This is a genomic window from Yersinia proxima (genome assembly GCF_902170785.1).
Classification (GTDB): domain Bacteria; phylum Pseudomonadota; class Gammaproteobacteria; order Enterobacterales; family Enterobacteriaceae; genus Yersinia; species Yersinia proxima.
This window is the reverse complement of record NZ_CABHYG010000016.1, coordinates 365,262-390,070: the sequence shown is the minus strand read 5'-3', so window position 1 is coordinate 390,070 and position 24,809 is coordinate 365,262. Positions and strand designations below refer to the sequence as shown.

Here is a 24,809-nt window from a genome sequence, read left to right as displayed (position 1 = left end):
GAGATTTAAGAATGACGTCAACCAGTGCTCATCCTAAAAGCAAACTTATGAAACGTTTTGCAGCTTTAGGGCCATACCTGCGTGAAGGGCAGTGCCAGAACGACCGATTTTTCTTTGATTGCTTGGCTGTATGCGTCAATGTAAAACTTGCTCCAGAGAAGCGTGAGTTCTGGGGGTGGTGGATAGAGCTGGAACCCGCGGCTGATCATTTCACCTATGTTTACCAGTTCGGCCTGTTTAATAAAGATGGCAACTGGAAAGCGGAAAAGATTAAAGATCCTGAAGTACAAGAGAAACTGGAGACTACATTACGTGGTTTTCATAAACGTCTCGCCGAGATGCTGACTTCCATTGAAATGAGATTGGAGCCAGCGCAAGATTTTAGCGAACAACCCGTTAAGCTGTCCGCCTAGAAATAGACTTGTTTAACTGGCATTGCAGGCTTATACCTAACCTGCAATGCCATGATCCGCAAAGTGCTTGGCATAACGTCTCCCACCTGTTAAAAAGGCTCCTATACCCTTTCTTTTATTCTTACATCCCAACGGCAGAAAAATTATGAGTGGCAGCCAGACATTGGTTGTGAAATTGGGGACGAGTGTCCTGACTGGCGGTTCCCGTCGTCTTAATCGTGCCCATATTGTTGAACTGGTGCGTCAGTGCGCCCAGCAACACGCAAAAGGTCATCGTATTGTTATTGTCACCTCTGGTGCCATTGCAGCAGGGCGTGAACACTTGGGTTATCCAGAATTACCCGCCACTATTGCTTCAAAGCAATTACTCGCCGCTGTCGGGCAGAGCCGGCTCATTCAGCTTTGGGAACAACTGTTCTCAATCTATGGCATTCACATCGGCCAGATGTTGCTGACCCGTGCTGATTTAGAAGATCGTGAGCGGTTTTTAAACGCCCGCGACACCATGAATGCTTTGCTGGATAACCGCATAGTGCCGGTTATCAATGAGAATGATGCTGTTGCCACTGCTGAAATCAAAGTTGGCGATAACGATAATCTCTCTGCATTGGCGGCGATTCTGGCTGGTGCCGATAAGTTGCTGCTACTGACAGACCAGGCTGGGTTATACACCGCCGATCCACGTAATAATCCAGAGGCTGAATTAATCCGCGAAGTGCATGGTATTGATGATGCCTTGCGCGGGATTGCGGGCGACAGTGTCTCAGGTCTTGGCACCGGGGGCATGGCGACAAAATTGCAGGCTGCTGATGTCGCTTGTCGTGCCGGTATTGATGTGGTGATTGCTGCGGGCAGCCAGATGGGGGTCATTGCTGATGTAATAGAGGGAACGCCAGTTGGCACCCGATTCCACGCGCTGGAAACACCACTGGAAAACCGCAAACGCTGGATCTTTGGTGCACCACCAGCCGGTGAAATTACCGTCGATGATGGCGCGGTAACCGCGATAATGGAGCGCGGCAGCTCGTTGCTACCAAAAGGCATTCGCAGTGTGGTGGGGAACTTCTCTCGCGGCGAAGTTATTCGTATTCGTAATCTCAGTGGGCGCGATTTGGCTCACGGCGTGTCACGCTATAACAGTGATGCCTTGCGCATGCTGGCGGGGCACCATTCGCAACAAATCAGTGAAATCCTCGGGTATGAGTATGGCCCGGTGGCTGTTCATCGTGACGATATGATTGTCAGCTAAGGAGCAAGCATGAGCATGCTGGAACAGATGGGGAAAGCCGCTAAACAGGCTTCCTGGCAATTGGCAATGTTGAGTACGGCAAAGAAAAATCAGGCTTTGGCCGTGATTGCCAATTTGTTGGAATCTGAAAGTCAGGCCATTTTACAGGCCAACGAACAAGATATGGCGGCTGCCCGTGACAGTGGCATGAGTGAGGCACTGCTGGACAGATTGCTGCTAAGTCCTGCACGTTTAGCCGCCATTGCCAATGATGTACGTCAGGTATGTCGCCTGAATGACCCTGTTGGCCGGGTTATTGACGGTAGCTTACTCGACAGTGGTTTGAAACTTGAGCGCCGCCGCGTCCCGCTGGGAGTGATTGGTGTCATTTATGAAGCACGCCCTAATGTGACGATTGATGTGGCCAGCTTATGCTTGAAAACGGGCAACGCGGTTATTTTGCGCGGCGGTAAAGAGACGCACCACACCAATCAGGCAACAGTAAAAGTTATCCAGCAAGCGCTGGAGCAATGTGGTTTACCACCCGCTGCGGTGCAGGCGATTGAAAGCCCGGATCGTGAGTTAGTGACTCAATTACTGCGGATGGACAACTATATCGACATGTTGATCCCACGCGGCGGAGCGGGCTTACATAAATTGTGTCGTGAGCAATCGACGATTCCGGTTATCACCGGAGGCATCGGTGTTTGCCATACTTTTGTCGATGAAAGCGCTGATTTTGAAAAGGCCTTGTTAGTGATTGAAAACGCTAAAATTCAGCGGCCAAGTGCATGTAACTCATTGGAAACCTTGCTTGTCCACCAAGAAATTGCCGCGCGTTTCCTACCGGTATTGAGTGACAGAATGCATGCGTTTGGTGTCACACTGCATGCCAGCCCGCAAGCGATGCCGTTTTTGGCAGAAGGTAAAGCCAGGGTCGTGGCAGTAGAAGCCGCTGATTATGATGATGAATGGTTATCTCTGGATCTCAATGTGGAGATTGTGGCTGACATTAATGCAGCCATCGACCATATCCGTGAACATGGCACCAGTCATTCTGATGCTATTTTGACACGCTCACTCGGCAATGCTGAACATTTTGTTCGCGCGGTTGATTCATCAGCCGTTTATGTCAATGCCAGCACGCGTTTCACTGATGGTGGGCAGTTTGGCTTGGGCGCAGAAGTGGCAGTCAGTACACAAAAACTCCATGCTCGTGGCCCAATGGGGTTGGATGCATTGACAACTTATAAGTGGATTGGTTACGGCGATGATTTAGTTCGTAGCTAATTTATTACGAATCGGCGCTATTCAGTAAAGCGATATTTGGCATCCGCCAATGTCGCTTTATTTTTAAGTTTAATCCAGTGGATGGCGTTTAAGATAATAACTGATTTTATAATCAACCGGGTTAAAGGTAATGACTGAGAAATCTACAATCACCCCATCCGTGGTATTCGATACCGCCAATAGTTGCAGCAATAACGTACGCGGATCACAATGAAGCTGTAAAGCGAATTCCTGACTGGCAACAATCGGTAAAAAGGTTTGCCGACAACCTTCAATTTGGTAATTAGCCTGTTTTTCAATAAAGTCATACTTTGATGATTCAAGATGGTGGTAGGTTAAATCCGGCATCAGAGTCACAGGTAAGTAACTTTCTTCTATCTGAATGATCTGTTTATCGGCATAGCGTAATCGCTTGATATAATATGTTTTGTCATCTTGTTGGATATTTAATTGGCTGGCAATAGCCTGCGGAGCTCTGATGATTTTGAATTCAGATACTTCCGTATGGGGTGTTTTGCCAAGCATTTTCATGTGTTCAGTAAAGCTGTTCAGATGATTATTATCGTGTTTAAGGTCTTTCCCGATAATAAAGGTGCCCCGACCTTGCTGACGTTCTAATAAGCCATCCTGAATTAAAACATCTAATGCCTTTCTGACCGTCATTCGTGACGCGCCGAAACGTTCAGCTAATTGAATTTCAGAGGGTAAGCAATCACCCACGGAAACATCCTGATGATTTATTAGCTTTCGAATATTAGTGACTAGATTTTTATATACCATTTTCATACCTATTTTGGTGGAGATGCTCATCACGAATGTATTTTCAACTAATTGATAAATAGCCGATAAAATTTTGTCGGTATAAAAAATGGCTTAAATGTCTAACTTTGAAGGAAATAATATACAAGTGTGACTGACGATTTAATGCAATCGTGATCACATATTTTTATCAATCGCCAAATCATAACCTGCCGATTCCATAGAGTGATGACTGTTTATACTCGAGAGGGAAGCGGTCATGTTAAGTTCGTTTAATCGGTTTGGCGGGGCAATGCTTGGTGCGGTGCTACTCTTCCCTTTTGCCGGGATGATAGTCGGTCTATCTTTGGTACTACAAAATCCAACCTTTGCCAGCCCAGATGGTCTATTTTTCCAACTATTGAAAATTATTGAATCCGGTGGCTGGACGGTATTCAACAATATGGGATTGTTATTTGCTGTTGGCTTACCTATTAAATTAGCAAATAAAGCACCAGCCTCTGCCTGTTTAGTCTCATTAATTACTTATCTGACCTTTAATGCTTTCCTTGGGGCAATGTGTGAAGTCTGGGGAGCACATTGGGGGGTTAATTTCGCACAAGAGACCGGCGGCACCAGTGGTCTGGCGATGATTGGTGGAATTAAAACGCTGGATACCAGTGTGATTGGTGCAATTCTGTGTGGCAGCCTGGTGACCTGGATACATAACCGCTATTACTCAACTGAATTACCTGACTATATCAGCATCTTCCAGGGCGCAGCCTTCGTTAATATTCTTGGTTTTATTGTCATGCTACCGCTGGCCTTTATAACATTAATGCTGTGGCCAAAAGTGCAGTTAGGCATGATTTCATTGCAAGGTTTCATTTTACATGCCGGTAATTTTGGTATCTGGTGTTATATCTTCCTGGAAAAAATCTTATTGCCTACGGGCCTGCATCACTTTGTTTATAGTCCTTTCCAATATACTGATGTCGCTGTACCTGGTGGTACTACACTGTATTGGCTAACCCATTTGCAAGAATTTAGCCAATCGACTGAACCTTTAAAACAGCTATTCCCAGCTGGCGGTTTTGCCATGCAGGGCAATGGGGCGGTATTTGGTGGTTTGGGAATGGCGTTGGCAATATACAGTACGGCAAAACCAGAAAATAAAGCCAAGGTAGCGGGGTTACTGATCCCAGCAACCATTACCAGTATGTTTATCGGCATTACTGAGCCGCTGGACTTTACCTTCCTGTTTATTGCTCCGGCGTTATTTGTAGTCCATGCCATGCTTTCTGCCACCATGACCGTGGTGATGTATAGCCTGGGTGTGGTGGGGAACTTTGGTTCTGGAATACTTGAGTGGGCAACACAAAACTGGATACCGATGTTCAGTAACCACGCCAATGTCATGATTACGCAAATTATTGTTGGCCTTATTTTCAGTGGTATCTATTTCCTGATATTCCGTATTTTGATTCTAAAATTTAATTTCAAAACCTTAGGGCGTGAAGATAGCGATCTCAAACTTTATTCAAAACAAGATTATAAACAGAAAGGCGAAAATCAGGGTAATGAGTTCCAACAGCGTGCCAGTGCTTATTTAGAAGCCGCAGGTGGGAAAGATAATATTGCGAGTTATACCCACTGCTTTACTCGTTTGAGATTAGTGGTAAAGGACATTAGCCGGGTTCAGCCCAGCACTGCATTCAAAGCCTATTCCGCGATTGAGGTTTATAAAAATGGCAATGATGTGCAGGTGATTGTTGGCAACAATGTGACGCATATTTATGAACAGTTTGCTGAGTTGATGAATTAAGGAGTTTTTAGATGAAAAAGTCATCCATTTTGATTGCTGGTGGTGGTTCAACGTATACACATGGCATTATTCTTATGCTGCTGGATAATTTACATCGTTTTCCTATTTCGGAAATAAAACTGTATGACAATGATGGCCCACGGCAGGAGATTATCGCCAAAGCCTGTGAAATTATTCTGCGTGAGCAATCAAGCGAAATAAAGTTTTCCTATACCACCGACCCCAAATCAGCTTTTAGCGGAGTTGATTTCGTGATGGCACATATTCGGCAAGGCAAACTTCCGATGCGTGAAAAAGACGAAAAAATTCCAATGAAATATGGCTGTGTTGGGCAGGAGACTTGTGGCGCGGGGGGAATAGCCTATGGTATGCGTTCTATTAGTGGGGTGCTGGAGATTCTTGATTATATGACAGAATATTCTCCAAATGCCTGGATGTTAAATTACTCTAATCCGGCCGCTATTGTTGCTGAGGCGACGCGCCGTTTACGGCCCAAGGCTCGCATTTATCATATTTGCGATATGCCTATCAGTATTGAAGAGGCAATGGCTAAAATACTGCACTATCCTTCTGCGGCAGATTTAGAAACTCGCTATTACGGACTCAACCATTTTGGCTGGTGGAGCTCGGTACGTGATAAAGCCACTGGCGAAGACTTAATGCCGAAATTGGCCGAACACGTAAGACAATATGGTTATGCTGATGAGCAAGGTGAGGGTAAAGAAGAGATCAGCTGGAATGAAACTTTTGCAAAAGCTCGGGATAGTTTTGCACTAGACCCCAGCAGCTTCCCAAATACCTATTTGCAATATTATTTGTACGGCGACGATATGGTAGCGCATACCTCACCTGATCATTCCCGAGCTAATGAAGTGATGGAAGGCCGGGAAAAGTTCGTGTTTGATGAGTGCCGCAAAATTATTGCAGAGGGGAGCGCTGTCAATACCCAACTCAAAATTGATGAACATGCGTCTTATATCGTCGATCTGGCACAAGCTATTGCGTTTAATACTAAACGTCGCATGTTATTGATTGTGCCTAATAAAGGCGCTATCAGTAATTTTGATAATGATGCGATGGTGGAAGTGCCTTGTCTGGTTGGGGCTGAGGGGGTAGAGCCATTGGCTATTGGTGATATTCCGACTTTCCAGCGCGGCCTTTTATATCAGCAACATGCGGTAGAAAAATTGGTGGTAGATGCGTGGATTGAAAAGTCCTACCAAAAATTGTGGCAAGCACTGACATTGTCCAAAACTATTCCCAGTGCGAAAGTCGCGAAGCTGATTTTAGATGATTTAATTGAAGCGAATAAATCCTACTGGACCTTGAATTAGCTCTGACAAAATACCGTTACGGTCTATTTAGGCTGTAACGGTGTGGCCAACACCAGAGACTTACGTTTTACTTTGTAAGATAATAACTAAAGTTTCGCCAAAATATGCCGATAACGATGTCTGATATTTATATGCTTATTAATAATAATCTGGGTAGCCAGAGCAATAAATTAAAGATGGGGATGGCTGGTGAGCGAAACGTCTAAAGAGAATTTTGTAAAAACCAATAAATTAGCGATCTGTGCAATTCTTCGTGACTTAAAGAAGAATGATACCGCAGTGATGATAGTTCATGCTCGTGGGCAATTTATTAGCCGTATTCTGGATGTCGTTCCTGAGACGAATCAATTTATTTTTGATTTTGGCAGTGTAGCTCATGAGAACATTGCTGCACTTGCAGCCAGCCAACTGACAATCATTGCCGAGCCGACAGGCGCAAAAATTGAATTTACCTGCAGCCCGCTGAAAGAAATTCAATATTTATCTTTGCCTGCTTTCAGTACTTCCATTCCTGACAGTCTTTACTTTATTCAACGTCGGGAATATTTCCGGGTCAACATACCTCAATGGCCCGCCTATTATTGCACCGGGAAATTTGTCGACGGCAGTAAATTCTCATACACACTGGCTGATGTTTCGTTGGGCGGGATGGGGGTGTATGCCGTGAAAGGCAGTGAGTTCCCGGTCCAAAACTGTGGCATTCTGCGTGACGTGTCAGTTGATTTATGTGGTTTTGGTATTTTTAAATTGGACTTACAGTTTATCCGAGCCATCGATAAACAAGTGGTGAATAACAAAGGTGAAACCCTTACCGTGCAGCGCCTGAGTTTTAAATTCTCTCGTTTAAGCCCCATTCAGGAAAAGGGATTGCAACGGGCTATTTTTGAACTGGAAAAACAGCAAACGGCCAAGGCGCGAAAATTCCAGGATAGCATTTAATTTCTGAAATACCTGCTGCCTGTGTAATTGTATCCAGACAGCAGGTCTGACAATTTCCTCTCTGGTTATGTTTATAACAACTTGTTTTATTTAATTTATTTTATGCTCTGATCCGTATTTCTTTCTTTGGGCTATAGTTAATACTATTCAGCTTTACCGCTGCCGCATATTTATGCATAACGTCAGCCTTTACTCGCCTCTTTTTTGACTGTTTGTTTGTATGTATCAGTCTTTTGCTTTCTACCTTCACTCAGCATCTTTGACAGCATTCTGCCTGTAAGGGTTTTTTCTGTTCAAGACCATGCGGCTCGCCCCGATTTTTTATTGTACAGATTGCCATAAGACTGTATGAGCACCCGACCAGAAAGGTACCTATGAAATCATTTCTAAAGACTATTCTTGGGCAAAGATCCATTTTGGGATCACGAACTACAGTCACACCTTGGCATGATTTAGCGCCGGTCAGGGACGAGTTATTCAGTGTCGAACGGTTGGAGCAACATGCTGAAAGCCTTGCTAAAGCTCAGTCGATAACACTCCATCCACCCCGGGTGTCTACTTTGCATGCGCGGCTGGATGATAATGCCAATATCTTGCTGGCGGCATATCGGGCCAGTGCCGCAGAGTTAGAAAAAGGTCGTGCGGTAGTCCCTGCGGCTGAGTGGTTGCTGGATAATTATCATCTGGTTGAAGAACAGATCCGCGAGATTCGCGACGATTTACCGCCGGGCTATTACCGCCAATTGCCCAAACTGGCTGATGGGCCATTTGCTGGTTACCCGCGGGTATTGGGTATTACCTGGGCCTTTGTCGCACATACCGATAGCCATTTGGACCCCGAGGTATTGTGCCGTTTTATTATGGCCTATCAGCGTGTTCAACCGCTGACTATCGGTGAGCTATGGGCGGTCGCGATTACACTGCGTATTGTGCTGATAGAGAACTTACGCCGCCTTGCCGACCAGATTACGCAAGGGCGCAAAGCGCGTGCAGACGCCGAAGCATTGGCAAATCGGTTATTGGCAGCAGGGGATAGCCGCTTAGCGCTAGAGTCCGATATTGCGATGCGTTCAACGGAGCCATTATCTGAACAATTTGCATCTCAGCTGGCAAAACGGCTGCGCGATCAAGATCCGCGCACCACACCAGCACTGGGATGGCTGGAAGACCGCCTGAAGTTACAAGGAGTCACGATCAGCGAAGTGGTTCAGCATGCCCAATTACGTCAGGGGGCGTCTAATGTTTCAGTGCGAAATGTGATTACCAGTATGCGGATGATTTCGGATATTGATTGGGCTGATTTATTTGAGAGTGTCAGTCTGGTAGATGAATGTTTACGGCAAGGAAGCGCCTTTGCCAGTATGGATTTTCAAACCCGCAACCTGTATCGCAGCGCCATAGAACAATTATGCCGTGGCTCGACTTACACTGAACTGGAGATTGCCAACTTTGCCTTACAAGCGGCGCAGAATGCGGTAACCACCGCAGAACCGGAAAATGTCGATCGCTGCCGTGATCCCGGTTATCACTTAATTGGGGCAGGGCGTCGTGAATTAGAGAATCAGATCCGATTCAGCCCTTCAATGCGATTATGGTTCAGCCGCCTGAGTATCAGTCTGGGTGTCGGCGGTTACATAGGGGCGATTTTACTGGTTACGGTGGGATTGCTGGCATTGGCATTATGGGCGCTCTCTTTCCCAGGTTTGGCAGTCGGATGGTTGGTGATATTTGCCTTAGTCGGGTTTATTCCGGCGACTGAAGTGGCAACTGCGTTGGTTAACCGCATCATTACCTGGAGCTTTGGTGCCACGATTTTGCCAGGGCTGGAACTGACCAGTGGTGTCCCCGATGAGTTGCGAACCTTAGTGGCGGTGCCCACATTGTTGACCAGTAAAGCTGATTTACTGGAGCAAATTGAGCAACTGGAAGTCCATCATTTGTCGGGTACTACCGGCTCGCTGACTTTTGCTCTGCTGCTCGATGGGGTTGATGCTGATACGCAGGTATTGCCGAGTGATGGCCCACTATTGGCTTTGGCTGACGAAGCTATTGCCCGACTAAATCAACAATATGGCCCCGGTCCGGCTGGCCCGCGTTTCCTGTTGCTTTATCGTCAGCGCATATTTAATGAAAGTGAAAACCGCTGGATGGGCTGGGAGCGCAAGCGGGGCAAGTTGCATGAGCTTAACCGCCTGTTACGCGGAGCAACAGATACCTCATTTATTGCCACTGCGGCTGGTGAACCGCAGGTGCCCGCAGGGGTTCGTTATGTGATTACGCTGGATGCTGATACCCGCCTTCCGCGTGATGCGGCGCTGCGTTTAATCGGTAAAATGGCACATCCACTTAATCGGCCACGCTTTAGTGTTGATCAACAACGGGTTGTTGATGGCTATGGCATTCTTCAACCGCGAGTGACACTGGCATTACCAATGGGAAAGGGCGGTTCATTGTATCAATGGGCCTTTTCCGGCCCTGGCGGTATCGACCCTTATGCCGCTGCAGTTTCAGATGTTTATCAGGATATGTTTGGTGAAGGCTCTTACACCGGCAAAGGCATTTATGATGTTGATGCGTTTGAAGCCTCACTGGCAGGTAGGGTGCCGGACAATACCTTACTCAGCCATGATCTGTTTGAGGGGGTTTTTGCCCGTGCAGGCTTAGCTTCAGATATTGAAGTGGTTGAAGAGTCACCGGCACGCTATGACGTCGTTAGCAAGCGCCAACACCGCTGGACGCGGGGCGATTGGCAGTTACTGCCCTGGATTATCAAACCATCCATTATCAAACCATCAATTATAAAACAGAGTAAAAACAATCAAAGTATCCCGCTGCTGGGGCGTTGGAAGATGGTTGATAACCTGCGCCGTTCACTGGTTGCCCCTTTTACCCTGTTGTTGCTGGGTGGCAGTTGGATGCTCCCCATGCCAGCGGCATGGGTTGGCGTGCTAGTGGTGATAGTGTTGGCTGCCTTGCCCTCTTTATTGCCGATTTTGTTCTCATTATGGCCATCTCAAAATACTCGACTTAGTAACCATTTACGCTCTTTATTAGATGATGCCAAACGCGCCGGTAGCCAGATATTACTTTCGTTGGTCTTTTTGGCTGACCATGCCTGGCAAATGGCAGATGCTATTGGGCGCACACTGATTCGCCTGTTTATAACACATCGGAACTTATTGGAGTGGACGACGGCGGCCCAATCCGCAGGCAAGCCGCGCCCCGGTTTAGCCGGTTTTTATCGCCATATGGCTGGTGGTACATTATTCGGTTTGCTGATGGTCGCCATTGCACTGATTGTCTCTCCCGCCGCCTGGCCGTTGATTTTGCCTTTTGCGCTATTTTGGCTGTTTGCCCCTGCCATTGCATTGTGGTCCAGTCGCGCCCATCAGGTGGTATCGCATAAACCGATGACTGGGGAAGATATTCCCGAGCTGCGGCTGATCGCCCGCCGTACCTGGCGTTTCTTCGAAACTTTTGTCACGCCTGATGAGAATATGCTGCCGCCTGATAATTTTCAGGAGGACCCAAAACCGGTGGTGGCACACCGCACATCCCCGACGAATATGGGCCTGTATTTGCTCTCAACTGTGGTGGCCCGTGATTTTGGTTGGGCGGGGACGTATCGCACTTTGGTACGGCTGGAAACCACTTTTGAAACCTTTCATAAATTGGCGCGTTTCCGTGGGCATTTCTTTAACTGGTATGGGACGCAAGATCTGCGCGCACTGGAACCGGCTTATGTTTCCTCCGTTGACAGTGGAAATCTGGCCGGGCATTTGATTGTACTGGCCAATACCTGTGAAGAGTGGGCCGCAGAACCCTTAGCAGCCAACGGGGCCAAGGGGTTGATGGATAACCTGTTGCTGGCTGAAGCTTCGTTTAGGCAACTCCCGCCGGGTGATGTTGATTTTAAACGTAAACTCTGGGCTGTCCTGGAACAAATTCGCCTGGATTTAAAAGATGTTGGCGAAGCTGAAATGTTACCGCTGGCGTTGAAACCTTTGTTGGCGAAAGCCACTGCGATGGTGCACGGTGTCGCTCGCCCAATCGATGATCATGCCTTTATTGATTTGAGTTATTGGATTGAGGCGCTGATTGTTGCTGCCGCAGAACATGAATATGATCAACAATTGACCCAAGAGATGCAGGAACAGGTCAATGACCGATTGCTCAAATTAGCAGCCGAAGCTCGTCATATGGCGCTGGCGATGGATTTTGCTTTCCTACTCGATCCCGAACGCAAGTTACTGTCTATCGGCTATTCGCTGGTGGATAACAGCCTTGACCCGAGTTGCTATGACTTACTGGCTTCTGAAGCGCGACTTGCCAGTTTGTTCGCTATCGCCAAAGGGGATGTGCCGACGCGGCATTGGTTCCGTTTAGGGCGGGCTGCCACCCCAATCGGCAAAGGTGCGGCGCTGATTTCATGGTCAGGTTCGATGTTCGAATATTTGATGCCGTCATTAGTGATGCGGGCACCCGCAGGGAGCTTATTAGAACAAACCAATCAATTGGTGGTTGAACGGCAACAGGCTTATGGGCGTAGCTTGAATATCCCGTGGGGGATATCTGAGTCGGCATACAGTGCGCGCGATATCGAGTTTACCTATCAATATTCTAATTTTGGTGTGCCAGGGCTTGGGTTAAAACGCGGTTTATCAGAAAATACCGTTATCGCGCCTTATGCGACGGGGTTGGCTACCATGATTGACCCTCACGGCGCATTGCAAAACTATGAGCGGCTGGCCGATATGGGGGCACTGGGGCGTTATGGTTTTTATGAAGCGTTAGACTTTACGCGCTCCCGATTGCCGGAAAACCAGCCGGTGGCGATTGTGCGCAACTATATGGCGCACCATCAGGGGATGACCATTGTGGCTATCGCCAATACCTTGCAGCAGGGCCGGATGCGTAATCGCTTCCATCATGAACCGATGATTCAGGCCTGTGAGTTATTGCTACAAGAGCGCATGCCGCGCAATGTGGCCATTGCCTACCCACGTACCGAAGAAGTGTTGCTATCAGCGGTGGCGGACAGCGCGCTGCCCACAGTGCGCCGCCTGTCTTCACCGGTTATCGGGCCGCCGGTCACTCATCTATTATCCAACGGGCGTTATGCTGTGATGTTGACCACCGCGGGGGCCGGCTATAGCCGCTGGTTGGATGTTGCCGTCACCCGCTGGCGAGAAGATGCTACCTGTGATGATTACGGTTCCTTCATTTTCCTGCGCGATTTACGCAGTGGTCGCAGTTGGTCGGCTGGGGCACAGTTGGCTGCTAGTGATAATGCGCATCGCGAGGTGATTTTTGCTGAGGATCATGCTGAGTTTATCTGTCGTGATGGCACACTCACCAGCAGCATGAATGTACTGATTTCCAGCGAAGATGATGGTGAAGTTCGTCGCGTTTCGTTGCTGAACACCGGTCGCCGTGCTCGCGAGATTGAACTGACCTCTTATGCTGAAGTCGTGCTTGCGGCAGCCTCGGCCGACAATGCTCATCCGGCATTCGCCAAAATGTTTGTCGTGACCGAGTTCTTACCGGAGCTGGGGGCCTTAATTGCCACTCGTCGGCCTCGGACGGCGCAAGAGCCTCAGGTCTGGGCGGCGCATTTTGCGGTGGCTGATGGCTTGCCGATGTCTGCATTGCAATATGAATCGGACCGGGCAAAATTTATTGGCCGTGGTAATCGGGTTGCCACCTCAACAGCACTACAAGCAGGGGGGGCGCTGTCAAATACGGTTGGGACAGTGCTCGATCCGATATTCTCGTTGCGCCAAAGCTTACTGATTCCGGCCGGTAAGACTATCACGGTCTCTTTCTGGACACTGATCGCCTCTTCAAAAGAAGATTTGCTGGATATGGTGGATAAACACCGTGACCGTAGCGCGTATGATCGTGCTAAAACGCTGGCCTGGACTCAGGCTCAGGTGCAATTGCGCCATCTGGAAATTAAAGCGGAAGAAGCTGCTGATTTTCAGCAACTGGCTGCGCCGATTTTGTATGCCGATGCTCGCTTCCGCTCGCCGTCCACAACTATCATGCGGGGCGCGGGAATCCAGTCAATGTTGTGGTCGCAATCAATCTCTGGCGATTTACCGATAGTCTTACTGCGTATTGAAGATATCGAAGACATTGAGCAAGTGCGACAATTATTGCGCGCTCATGAATACTGGCGCATGAAACGTCTGGCTGTTGATCTGGTTATCATCAACGAGCGAGCCTCTTCGTATGTACAGGATCTGCAAATCGCCATTGAAACTGCGGTGCGCAGTAGCCAATCGCGCCCTCGTTTTGGCGATGAACTTCGCCAGGGTTCTGCATATGCTTTGCGAGCTGATCTGATGAGTGCCGAAACACGCGCATTATTGCGCTCTGTCGCGCGAGTGGTGCTCTCAGCCCGTTATGGCACATTGGGCAATCAACTGAATCATCTATTATTCACGCAGGATAAAAAGGGGGTTCCGTCCGCTAAAAAATCATTCACATCTGATAAACGATTGATTGATCAAGATAAAAAATCAGGTTTTTCTCTGGTTAAATCAGCCAATTCACCGATGACAGCACAATTGCCGCTAGCGAAAACATTATTACCGCAACCGGATAATTTAGAATTCTTTAATGGACTGGGCGGCTTTGCTCAACAGGGGCGTGAATATGTCACCTGCCTCAATGACGGGGAAAATACACCGGCACCCTGGATTAATGTTATTGCCAATCAGACATTTGGTTTCCAGGTTTCCGCGAGCGGCAGTGGTTATACCTGGGCTGAAAACAGTCGGGAAAACCAGATAACGCCTTGGTTAAATGATCCAATTATCGATTCATCTGGTGAATGCCTCTATCTACGCGATGAAGATTCCGGCCAACTGTGGAGCCCGACGGCACAGCCTATCCGTGATGGTGGCACTTACATTGCTCGACATGGCCGTGGTTATAGCCGATTTGAGCATCAGGCTAATGGTATTGGTATGGCGCTGCTGCAATATGTGCCGTTGGCTGACCCGATCAAAATATCTCGCCTGACCTTACATAATATGTCAGATACACCACGGCGTATCTCAGTAACGGCCTATGCCGAGTGGGTATTGGCGACATCGCGTGGTGCCACCGGGCCATTTATTATCACCGAAATAGATGAGACAACCGGCGCGATGTTGGCGCGTAATCCGTGGAGTACCGCTTTCCCCGGTAGAATTTCTTTTTCCGACCTTAATGGGCAGCAGAGTCGTTGGACCGCTGACCGCAGCGAGTTCCTCGGCCATTATGGCAATAGTGCTGCCCCATTTTCGCTGCTGGCAAAAATACCACTATCTGGTGTTACAGGGGCGGGATTCGATCCCTGTAGTGCGCTGCAGCAGACCATTGAACTGGCCGCCGGTGAGCAGGTTGAAGTGGTTTGGTTTATGGGGCAGTGCCCTTCTGTGAGTGACGCGCAGGCGTTAATTATGCGCTACCGCGCTGCCAATCTGGATGCCGTACTGACTGAAGTCATTGAATACTGGCGTACGGTGTTGGAGGCGGTTCAAGTGAAAACGCCGGACAGGCAAATGGATATCATGCTCAATGGTTGGCTGCTGTATCAAACACTGGCATGCCGAGTCTGGGCACGATCGGCGTTTTATCAAGCCAGTGGCGCTTATGGATTCCGTGACCAACTACAAGATGGTATGGCGCTTACCTTTGCTCTGCCGGAGACAACTCGTCACCATCTGCTACGTGCGGCCGGGCGACAATTTATTGAAGGCGATGTCCAGCACTGGTGGTTGCCACATTCAGGGCAGGGAGTGCGCACCCGAATCTCTGATGATCGGGTATGGCTCTCTTATGCGACAGCCACTTATATTCTTGCCAGTGGTGACGGCGCGGTACTGGATGAAATTGTACCCTTCCTCGAAGGGCCGATATTGCATCCGGGCGAACACGATGCCTTTTTCCAGCCATTGGTGGCGCAAGAAACCGCCTCACTGTTTGAACACTGCGCCAAAGGTTTGGATCAATGTATTGAACTGACGGGAGAGCTGGGTCTGCCATTGATGGGAACGGGTGACTGGAATGATGGGATGAACCGGGTTGGTGAGGAAGGAAAAGGCGAAAGTGTTTGGCTAGGTTGGTTGCTGGTGGCAACGCTGAAAATGTTTATTCCGCTGGTAAAAGAGCGTGATCCGCAGCGGGCCAGCCAATGGCAACACCATCTTACTGGCTTAATCTCGGCATTGGAGCGGGAAGCGTGGGATGGTGAGTGGTATAGACGCGCCACCTTTGATAACGGCAGTTGGTTGGGGGCCAAAGAGTGCGAAGAGTGCCGCATAGATTCTATCGCCCAATCATGGGCGGTGTTATCTGGAGCGGCAGATCCGCAGCGGGCAGTGCAGGCGATGGCCTCGCTCGAACATCATCTTATTCGTCCTAACGATGGCATGGCCTTGTTGTTCACCCCACCGTTCGATAAAACCTCTGACGACCCCGGTTACATTAAAGGTTATCCACCGGGGTTACGGGAAAATGGTGGCCAATATAGTCACGCTGCGATGTGGGTGATTTTTGCTTTTGCCGAGTTAGGGGAAGGGGATAAAGCCCGTGATTTGTTTGCATTACTTAATCCGATAAATCATGGGAATACCCCGGCGGGAATTGAGCGTTACAAAGTTGAACCTTATGTGGTCGCTGCCGATGTTTATTCTGTCGCACCTCACGTTGGGCGTGGTGGTTGGACGTGGTATACCGGCTCCGCAGGCTGGATGCATCGTGCCGGTATTGAAGGCATTCTGGGGATTCGGCGAGAAGGAAAAGAGTTAGTCATTAATCCTTGTATTCCAGCCAGTTGGCAGGGTTTTGAAGCGACTGTTAACCTTGCCAACACGCGCTATGCCATTCGTGTTGAAAGCCCGGCTCAGCGCTGTCAGGGGATCAGTTCTGCGATACTGAATGGCTCGCCTATCTCCTCTCAACCAGATGGATTACGGGTAGCGCTGGACGGTGGAGAGTACGAACTGATTATTATTTTGTAGCTAATATCAACCGAGTCGGGATAGTCAATCAGCGCTATCTCGACTTAATAAAATAAAAGCTAAAAAATATGTTGAATTATCATGCAACTGCCCCAATATTATAAGCTGGACAATAAGGAGGATTAAGTATGGGGATCAGTGAGGAAGAGAGTATCCGCCGTTTGACTGATGAGAAAAGCTCTATTGGTCATTCGGCTAAATGGGTAGCAATTATCTCTGCTGTCTATTTCGTTATTATGCTGTTTTATCAGCATGAGTTAGGTGTATTAACCTTGGCGGGTGGGATTTTTGTTGTATCATTCTCTATTTGGATGAAGAAACGCCAGAAAGTGAAGTCTTACAAGGATCAACTGCAACAGATGGGTGATGATAAAATGATTTAATCCAATACCCACCTACCGGTTAGACTGATTTATCAGAAAAACAGCAGGCTCAGTGCCTGATGAACTTTTCATTCTATTTCAATGATTTGGACATATTAAACCCCGTCACCAAAAAATCCATTTGCTCATATAGTCTCTTCGCCTGTGGGTTATCCGCGGCAACGCGTAGCTTTATCTCAAATATATCTTGAGCCACCAGCAATTTTTCCAATTCTTGTAAACAGGCCGAGCCATATCCTTTGCGCTGACACTGTGGCAGAACATAGAAATCTTTAATAAAAGCCGCGCTATCGTTTTTACCCAATCCGAACCATAAGTAGCCCACCAGTTGGTTATTTTGGCCGATATTGATTTTATTTTCGATGCAATACAAATGATCGTCAGGGCTATCAACACCGTCCGGTAGATAGCTATCAAAGCTATGTGTGGCATGAGCGACGGCCTGTTCATTGCTATAACCACTGTTGGACGATAAATCTTGCGCATATTCGGTAATAAATAAATTCCGATAGTCGCTGAGTTCCTCGGCACGCATCTCTCTGAGTACGATCATGATGTTTCCCTAATGTAAACGCGCTATTGTGATTGTTTAGTCTTGGGTAGAGTAGATTCAATTCGTAAAAACATTCTAACGCTTTTTAGGTAATAAGATAGATAAAGTAAATCAGATGGTTAAATCATAAAATGGGGATACAATGACAACAAAAAATAGCCACAAAGATGCCGTTGAAAGGCAGTTTGGTGATCAGGCAAATGCCTATTTAACCAGTGCAGTTCATGCTCAAGGTAAAGATTTACAGCGCCTGGCGACACTGCTCCAACCCCATGGTGATGCCTGTTTGCTTGATCTCGGTTGTGGCGCAGGGCACGCCAGTTTTACCGCGGCTGCGGCGGTAAAGTTGGTGGTCTCTTATGATCTTTCAGCTCAAATGCTGGATGTTGTCAGCCAGGCCGCTGCGGATAAAAAATTGACTAATATTGAAGTAAAGCAAGGGTTGGCTGAATCATTACCCTTTGATGATCAGAGTTTTGATATTGTCATTAGCCGCTATTCAGCCCATCACTGGCATGATGTGGGCCAGGCTTTGCGCGAAGTTAAGCGGGTATTGCGCCCCGGTGGCAAGGTGATATTTATGGATGTCGTTTCACCCGGTCACCCTGTGTTAGATATTTATCTGCAAACTGTGGAGGTTTTACGCGATACCTCACATGTTCGTAATTACGCTCCGGGCGAATGGTTGGCGCTATTTACCGAGGCAGGATTGATCATTAATGAAGTGATCTCTGATAGGTTATATTTAGAGTTTAGTAGCTGGATTGCCCGAATGCGCACACCGGCACATTTTGCTACCGCCATCCGTGAGTTACAAAAATCAGCATCCGATAGTGTAATTAATCATTATGAGATTCAAACTGATGGTTCTTTCACCAGTGATATAATGATGATTGTTGCAAAGCGTATCTAAATATATATAACTGGGCGACGGTATATTATATCGGCGTCCCATTTTTTATTCATTTTCTCCTGCGACATAGATTAATTTATTTCCTCCTTATTCTCCTCACAATGATTGACCTTCTTTACACAGCATTACGCCCCCTTGCATTGGTGGGTTCATAATTAACCTCACTAAGACATTACATATAACCCGTCAGTTGGAGCATATTATGAAACTATTACCTGTCATCGCAGCCGCACTTATTGCTACTGCATCATTTACCACCATGGCTGCGCAAGAAGTCAGTTCAGAACAAGCGACTAAATTGCAAAGTATCGGGGTTATTTCTCTTTCTAATGTCAGTGGCTCACCGACGGATGTCGAATCAGCACTGAATGCGAAAGCGGATGCTGATGGAGCCAGCCACTACCGAGTCATTGGTATTAGCAATCCTGGTGATTCCAGCAATTACAGTGCCAGTGCTGAAATTTACCGTTAATCTTTCACCGTCAATAAGTGTTAATGAAATAGTTAGACACAGTATTGGTATTGATTAAAAGCTCGATATGACAATTGCTAATTATTGTTATATCGGGCTTGATTGTTTTAGTGTTGTAAGTATTCATAAAGACAAATTTCTTCTATTTATAGACTAAAAATAGTTAACTCTTAGAGCAATCTTAATGAGAACTTAAGGAAAATAAGGTGTTATTGTAGTCCATCCGGGTTTCCGAGGAGCGGCTATGCTAAACACTGTCCGGCGTAATTTTAAAAGTCAGTTTTCTTATTTACAGCGTTTTATTGCCTCACCACGAACCGTTGGTACATTGGCCCCTTCCTCACCTTGGTTATGTCAGGCGATGTTGAATCAGGTCGATTGGAAGAAAAACCTTAATATTGCTGAGCTAGGGGCGGCAGATGGGGTGCTAACCAAGCGTATTTTGTCGCATATGTCAGAGAGCTCGCGTTTGCAGGCTTACGAAATCCAGCCACACTTTGTGCATTCATTGCATCAAATTAATGATCCGCGCTTGCAGGTCGCTTTCCGTTCTGCTGAACAGTTGGATCAAGATTACGATGTAGTATTTTGCTGTTTGCCACTGTTATCAATCCCAACCAAGATAAGTATCAGAATATTGCAGCAGGCTCAGCAACGTTTGCGAGCCAACAAGGGCGTTTTGGTGTTATTTCAGTACAGCCACCTTTCTGAGCCTCTATTATCCCGCTATTTCACCTGGAGAAAGATTCGGGTAGTTCGCAATTTCCCGCCAGCTTTAGTCTATATTTGTCAGCCTCGTTAGAGGCTTAACCTGGCTATACCCCTCATATCTTTGTGCTATAACCAATACGATTGAAAATATCAATGATAATGATTACCATGCGCACTTGTTTTTTTGGATTATGTGATGTACATGCGCTATTTTCAAATTCTATTGGTTTTTTGCTTGTTAAGTTTCACTCTCACCAGCCAGGCAAAAAGTGTTACCGATATTCTCGGTCGTCAGGTCATCGTACCGGATAATCCGCAGCGTATTATTCTGGGTGAAAGCCGGATGTTATATACATTGGCGTTATTAGAACCCGGCAATCCTGCGCAACGTGTTATTGGTTGGCCCGCAGATCTTGAGCGTTTTGATGCGCAAAGCTGGCAGCTTTACACCCAAAAATTCCCTGAAATCGCCAAGATTCCAATAATTGGCAGTGGAAATATTCGTCAGATAAATGTTGAGCGTTTAATCCAATTACAACCTGATCTGATTATTCTGCCGCGATTTGCCCGTGCTGAGGGGGATGATGGGACGCTTGCGGGCCTGACGAAAGCCGGTATTCCGGTTATCTATGTGGATCTGCGGGTCGATTTATTAAAACACACCGTTCCCAGTATTAAACTTTTAGGCGAGGTGCTTAATCGCCAAGCCCGTGCTGAGCAATTTATCAATTTTTATCAACAGCATATGCAGCTTATCCAGCAGCGTCTCGCCAATTATCAAGGGCGAAAGCCGACAGTTATGCTGCATTTGCATCTTGGGCGACGCGAAAGTTGTTGTACCACAGCCTCCAAAGGCAATCTTGGTGACCTGATTGCTTTCGCTGGGGGCGATAATATCGCCGTTTCTCGTATTAATACTGTTTATGGTGAGCTGAATCCAGAAAATGTGCTGCAAGCCAATCCCGATATTTATATTGCAACTGGCATGGCAGGCCCGACCGGAAAACGCTTCTCAAGTTTACAATTAGGGCCGTTGGTTAATGCTGAGCAGGCGCAACACAGTTTCCAAAAAGTGCTATCAGAGCAACCGATCCTCTCTCACCTTAATGCGGTAACACAGGGGCGAGCCTACAGTATCTGGCATAATTTTTACCTTAGCCCCTACCACGTCGTGGCAGTAGAAATGTTTGCTAAGGCCTTCTATCCAGACCTCTTTGCCGATATCAATCCGCAACAAACTTTCCAACAATTATATCAACAATTTTTGCCGTTACCTTTCTCAGGGATTTATTGGAGTCAGTTAGAAAATGAAAATAATTAAGCGCCAGCATCTGTACTGGTGCAGCCTACCCCTGCTTGTCATGGGGCCAGCCGTCCAAGCTGCTGATCCTCAAACAGCGACTAAAAATAGTGAAGAAAAAACCAAAATAGTGGTGATTGGTCAGCAACGTGAAACTGATACACAAAGCTATCAGCCAACCACTAGTGTTACCGGGACGCGCACTGAAACCAACCTGCTGAATGTGCCGCAGGCGGTTAACGTGGTTCCGCGGCAAGTATTACGTGACCAGGCAGCAAGAAACATTGATGAGGCACTGTATAACGTCAGCGGTATTACTCAATCGAATACATTGGGTGGAACGCAAGATGCACTTATCAAACGTGGGTTTGGTGATAACCGTGATGGCTCCATCTTGCGCGACGGCGTGCGTTCAGCGCAGGCACGTAATTTCACTCCCACCACTGAGCGAGTTGAAGTGCTGAAAGGCCCTGCCTCAATGTTATATGGCATGGGGGAGCCGGGTGGGGTGATCAATATGATTACCAAGAAACCACAGTTAGTGCAGCAAACACATATCGAAGGGTGGGGCAGCAGTTTTAAAGGCGGTGGTGGGCAGTTGGATGTCACCGGCCCATTGGGGCAATCTGGTTTTGCTTATCGGATGATTGTCGATCACGATGAAACAGATTATTGGCGCAACTTTGGCCGCAATCGTCAAACGGTCGTTGCACCATCAGTGATGTGGTTTGGTGAGACAACCACGGTGCGTGTGGCTTACGAACATATGGAGTATCTCACCCCCTTTGATCGCGGCACTATTATTGATAGCCGTACAGGGAAACCGGTAGATACTCCGCGTGACCGCCGTTTTGATGAAGCCTATAACGCCACTCGTGGAGATCAGGACAATATCACGCTGCAAATTGATCAGGTGCTGAATGATAATTGGAAAAGTTCTCTGACCTACGCCTATAACCGCAATCGTTATAGTGATAATCAGGCCCGGGCTTTATTACTTGACCCCATTACCGGCGTATTGAGTCGTCAGGCCGACGCCACTGCCAGTGCGGTTAGCCGCGCTCAGGCCGTGCAGATGACGCTCAATGGTGATCTTGATTTGGGCGGCATGGGTCATCAGATGCTGTTTGGTTTTGATTACGAAGATAACCGTACATATCGTGGCGATATGATTCGCGGTAAAAAGAACTCAAACTTTAATATCTATGATCCCGTATACGGTTTGATGCCACCTTCAACGGCTGTTAGCGCTAAAGACAGTGACCAGCGTGAAAACCTGAAAAGCTATGGCTGGTTTATGCAAGATTCCATTGAGTTAACCGATAAATGGATTGTACTGGCAGGTTTACGTTACGATCGCTTTGATGTTTTTGCGGGGAAAGGCCGGCCTTTCATTACTAATACTGATAGCTCTGACAGTAAGTTAGTTCCCCGTGCGGGAGTGGTTTATAAGCTGACGCCAGAAGTCTCTTTATATGGTAGTTACAGTGAGTCTTTCAAACCTAATTCATCTATCGCCACCCAGATTGATTCGCTGCCGCCGGAACAAGGAAAGTCTTGGGAGATCGGCAGCAAAGTAGAATTAGTCAATGGAGTGACGGGGACTTTGGCACTGTTTGATATTGCAAAACGTAATGTCATGGTCAATGAGTTAGTTAATGGAGAAACCGTGACTCGGACTGCGGGTCAGGTGCGTTCGCAGGGGGTTGAGTTAGATGTCGCAGGGCAATTGACCGATAATTTAAGTGCGATTGCCACTTATGCTTATACTGATGCCAGAGTTACAGAAGATCCTGATAATAAAGGAAATCAGATGACTAATGTGGCCCGTAATAGTGCCTCTGTATTTCTGACGCAAGCATTGGGATCGACTGGTTGGCAAGGCGGCGATGACTTACGAATTGGTGCGGGTGCACGCTATGTTGGGCGGCGAGCCGGTGATGCGGCCAACAGTTTTACCTTAGATGATTACACGGTGGCTGATGCCTTTATTTCCTATTCATTACCGATAAATAATTATCGGGTGAAATGGCAACTGAATGTGAAAAACTTCTTTGATAAAACCTATTACCCATCAAGTGGCGGTAATTTGCGCGTTGCTGTCGGTGAGCCTCGGCAGTTTGTTTTACGCGCCAGTGTTGATTTCTAATTCCGGTTATCACCCGATGTGCAAATTAATGTACATCGGGTGATAGTACAATAGGCTATCTATTAGCTGTATAGTTAGTTTTACAAAATTGTAAAGTTTGCACTACCCTCAATTATAGGTATTATTTGCACCTACAGCGTAGGGCTGAGTGTTAATCCAGTTTGACCGGCGAATAATCGTGGCCGGTTTTTTGATGTCGAGAATTTATCCTTAAAAGCGGATGCGAAAGGACTTTCAAGTAATGACACAGACTATCTTTATGGTCGGCGCGCGCGGTGCAGGTAAGACAACAATAGGGAAAGCGTTGGCACAGGCGTTGGGATATCGCTTTATTGATACAGATTTGTTTATGCAGCAAACTTTGCAGTCGAGTGTAGCCGAAATTGTTGCCCGCGAGGGGTGGGATGGTTTCCGTCTGCGAGAAAGTATGGCCCTACAGACCGTAACCGCGCCTAAAACAGTGGTAGCTACCGGTGGTGGTGCGGTGTTATCCCATGATAACCGTACATTTATGCGCCAGCACGGGGTGGTCATTTATTTACGCGCATCAGCGAATGTGTTGGCAGAACGATTGGCGGAAGATCCGGAAAATGCCCAGCGACCAAGTTTGACTGGCAAACCGATTGTTGAAGAAATGCTGGATGTGTTAGCCAGTCGGGAACCGCTCTATCAAGAGGTTGCTCATCATGTGCTGGATGCCACTCAACCACCAGAAGAGGTTGTTGAGCAGATTTTGCACATGCTGGCTGATGAGAAAGTGAAATAGCCAACCGGTCTAATTTGTAAGATATGTGCTTTATGAAATGAATCGCTCGCCTATCTGATTGCCTGTTAATTATACGAAGAGTACAATTATCACCTACGTAATCATTTTGACGTAAATTACTTGCGTCGATTAATGCCTCTTATGGCAAGGCCACCAAGGCGGGCCGATGAAAACCTTCAAATGCTTTATCCATCAACACACTAATTTTATGCCAGCATTTTGGTCAATATCAATTGTGGTGTTTGAAACTTCGCTGGCGCTGTACATTCTCCGCAATCTTTAATATCACCTCGTTTTCGTACTATGAACCTTCACCCTATGCTGTGAAGGTGTTTTCTGGTCGCTAAATCGTATGCTTTCTCCGCAACCACAGCAGTGAATCCGGTTATGATCCCATTTCGCCATAATAATCAGTGACAGACCATTTATAGTGACTCTAATATGAAAGCTCAATTTTGATTAAGACGCGGGTGCAAAACTATGCTGAAATTTAATGAGTATTTTACCGGGAAAGTGAAATCTATTGGTTTTGACAGTGACAGCATTGGACAGGCTAGCGTTGGGGTGATGGAAAAGGGCGAGTACACCTTTAGTACCGCTAAACCGGAAGAGATGACGGTAATCACCGGTAGCTTAAAAGTATTGATCCCTGGTTCATCCGGCTGGGAAGTTTTCAATCCCGGTGAAACTTTCTATGTCCCCGCAAACAGTGAATTTAACCTGCAAGTGGCTGAAGCATCTTCGTATCTGTGTAAATACTTGAGTTAATTTATTCTTTGAA

17 protein-coding genes are annotated in these 24,809 nt (G+C 47.2%); 15 read left to right on the top strand and 2 right to left on the bottom strand.

The genetic code is table 11. The features are described 5' to 3' along the window. Nucleotides 1-11 precede the first annotated feature (11 nt). The 3 genes from crl to proA all read left to right on the top strand — a co-directional run bounded on the left by crl (nucleotide 12) and on the right by proA (nucleotide 2,931). Nucleotides 12-413 (top strand): sigma factor-binding protein Crl, encoded by a 402-nt coding sequence (gene crl, locus FTB31_RS15520; protein WP_077174561.1) that lies wholly within the window; start codon nucleotides 12-14, stop codon nucleotides 411-413. A 145-nt stretch (nucleotides 414-558) separates the two neighbouring features. Continuing rightward, on the top strand, nucleotides 559-1,662 hold the full coding sequence (proB, locus tag FTB31_RS15515; RefSeq protein WP_050077296.1) for a glutamate 5-kinase: 1,104 nt from the start codon (nucleotides 559-561) through the stop codon (nucleotides 1,660-1,662). Nucleotides 1,663-1,677: 15 nt separating this feature from the next. After that, nucleotides 1,678-2,931 carry a glutamate-5-semialdehyde dehydrogenase gene (proA, locus tag FTB31_RS15510; protein WP_032901182.1) on the top strand — a complete coding sequence of 418 codons (1,254 nt, stop codon included), beginning with the start codon at nucleotides 1,678-1,680 and terminating at the stop codon, nucleotides 2,929-2,931. Nucleotides 2,932-3,000: 69 nt separating this feature from the next. Here the strand turns inward: proA and FTB31_RS15505 are convergent, their stop codons facing one another. Next, complete coding sequence (locus FTB31_RS15505; protein ID WP_019081347.1) at nucleotides 3,001-3,711, bottom strand: GntR family transcriptional regulator; 711 nt, start codon at nucleotides 3,709-3,711, stop codon at nucleotides 3,001-3,003. 238 nt (nucleotides 3,712-3,949) lie between these two features. On the opposite strand from FTB31_RS15505, the gene FTB31_RS15500 reads away from it, so the two are divergent. From FTB31_RS15500 to FTB31_RS15480, 5 genes are all read left to right on the top strand, one after another. Then, the gene (locus FTB31_RS15500; RefSeq protein ID WP_077174560.1) at nucleotides 3,950-5,494 is read left to right on the top strand and encodes an alpha-glucoside-specific PTS transporter subunit IIBC; all 1,545 of its coding nucleotides are present in this window, start codon (nucleotides 3,950-3,952) and stop codon (nucleotides 5,492-5,494) included. An 11-nt stretch (nucleotides 5,495-5,505) separates the two neighbouring features. Then, on the top strand, nucleotides 5,506-6,828 hold the full coding sequence (locus tag FTB31_RS15495; RefSeq protein ID WP_050077298.1) for a 6-phospho-alpha-glucosidase: 1,323 nt from the start codon (nucleotides 5,506-5,508) through the stop codon (nucleotides 6,826-6,828). A 189-nt stretch (nucleotides 6,829-7,017) separates the two neighbouring features. Beyond that, nucleotides 7,018-7,767, top strand: coding sequence for a flagellar brake protein (locus tag FTB31_RS15490; RefSeq protein WP_050077299.1), 750 nt, complete (start codon nucleotides 7,018-7,020; stop codon nucleotides 7,765-7,767). Nucleotides 7,768-8,141: 374 nt separating this feature from the next. Beyond that, entirely contained in the window at nucleotides 8,142-16,781 is an 8,640-nt protein-coding gene (locus tag FTB31_RS15485; protein WP_227731530.1) for a GH36-type glycosyl hydrolase domain-containing protein, read from the top strand. 128 nt (nucleotides 16,782-16,909) lie between these two features. Next, nucleotides 16,910-17,164 (top strand): hypothetical protein, encoded by a 255-nt coding sequence (locus FTB31_RS15480; protein ID WP_050077301.1) that lies wholly within the window; start codon nucleotides 16,910-16,912, stop codon nucleotides 17,162-17,164. Nucleotides 17,165-17,237: 73 nt separating this feature from the next. Here FTB31_RS15480 and FTB31_RS15475 read toward each other — a convergent pair whose 3' ends face one another. Continuing rightward, nucleotides 17,238-17,717 (bottom strand): GNAT family N-acetyltransferase, encoded by a 480-nt coding sequence (locus FTB31_RS15475; RefSeq protein ID WP_050077302.1) that lies wholly within the window; start codon nucleotides 17,715-17,717, stop codon nucleotides 17,238-17,240. 142 nt (nucleotides 17,718-17,859) lie between these two features. Here FTB31_RS15475 and FTB31_RS15470 point away from each other — a divergent pair, with 142 nt between their 5' ends. The 7 genes from FTB31_RS15470 to ppnP all read left to right on the top strand — a co-directional run bounded on the left by FTB31_RS15470 (nucleotide 17,860) and on the right by ppnP (nucleotide 24,796). Beyond that, entirely contained in the window at nucleotides 17,860-18,630 is a 771-nt protein-coding gene (locus tag FTB31_RS15470) for a class I SAM-dependent methyltransferase (RefSeq protein WP_050077303.1), read from the top strand. A gap of 202 nt (nucleotides 18,631-18,832) precedes the next feature. Further along, entirely contained in the window at nucleotides 18,833-19,102 is a 270-nt protein-coding gene (locus tag FTB31_RS15465) for a YdgH/BhsA/McbA family protein (protein ID WP_050077304.1), read from the top strand. 244 nt (nucleotides 19,103-19,346) lie between these two features. Continuing rightward, on the top strand, nucleotides 19,347-19,904 hold the full coding sequence (locus tag FTB31_RS15460) for a class I SAM-dependent methyltransferase (RefSeq protein ID WP_050077305.1): 558 nt from the start codon (nucleotides 19,347-19,349) through the stop codon (nucleotides 19,902-19,904). Nucleotides 19,905-20,015: 111 nt separating this feature from the next. Then, nucleotides 20,016-21,134, top strand: coding sequence for an ABC transporter substrate-binding protein (locus FTB31_RS15455; protein WP_077174613.1), 1,119 nt, complete (start codon nucleotides 20,016-20,018; stop codon nucleotides 21,132-21,134). Further along, a complete protein-coding gene (locus FTB31_RS15450; protein ID WP_227731529.1) occupies nucleotides 21,121-23,262 on the top strand; it encodes a TonB-dependent siderophore receptor in 2,142 nt (713 codons plus the stop codon). Before FTB31_RS15455 ends, FTB31_RS15450 begins: the two co-directional genes overlap by 14 nt. A 241-nt stretch (nucleotides 23,263-23,503) precedes the next feature. Then, entirely contained in the window at nucleotides 23,504-24,028 is a 525-nt protein-coding gene (gene aroL, locus FTB31_RS15445; RefSeq protein WP_227731528.1) for a shikimate kinase AroL, read from the top strand. A gap of 480 nt (nucleotides 24,029-24,508) precedes the next feature. Beyond that, a complete protein-coding gene (gene ppnP, locus FTB31_RS15440; RefSeq protein WP_005160560.1) occupies nucleotides 24,509-24,796 on the top strand; it encodes a pyrimidine/purine nucleoside phosphorylase in 288 nt (95 codons plus the stop codon). Nucleotides 24,797-24,809 lie beyond the last annotated feature (13 nt).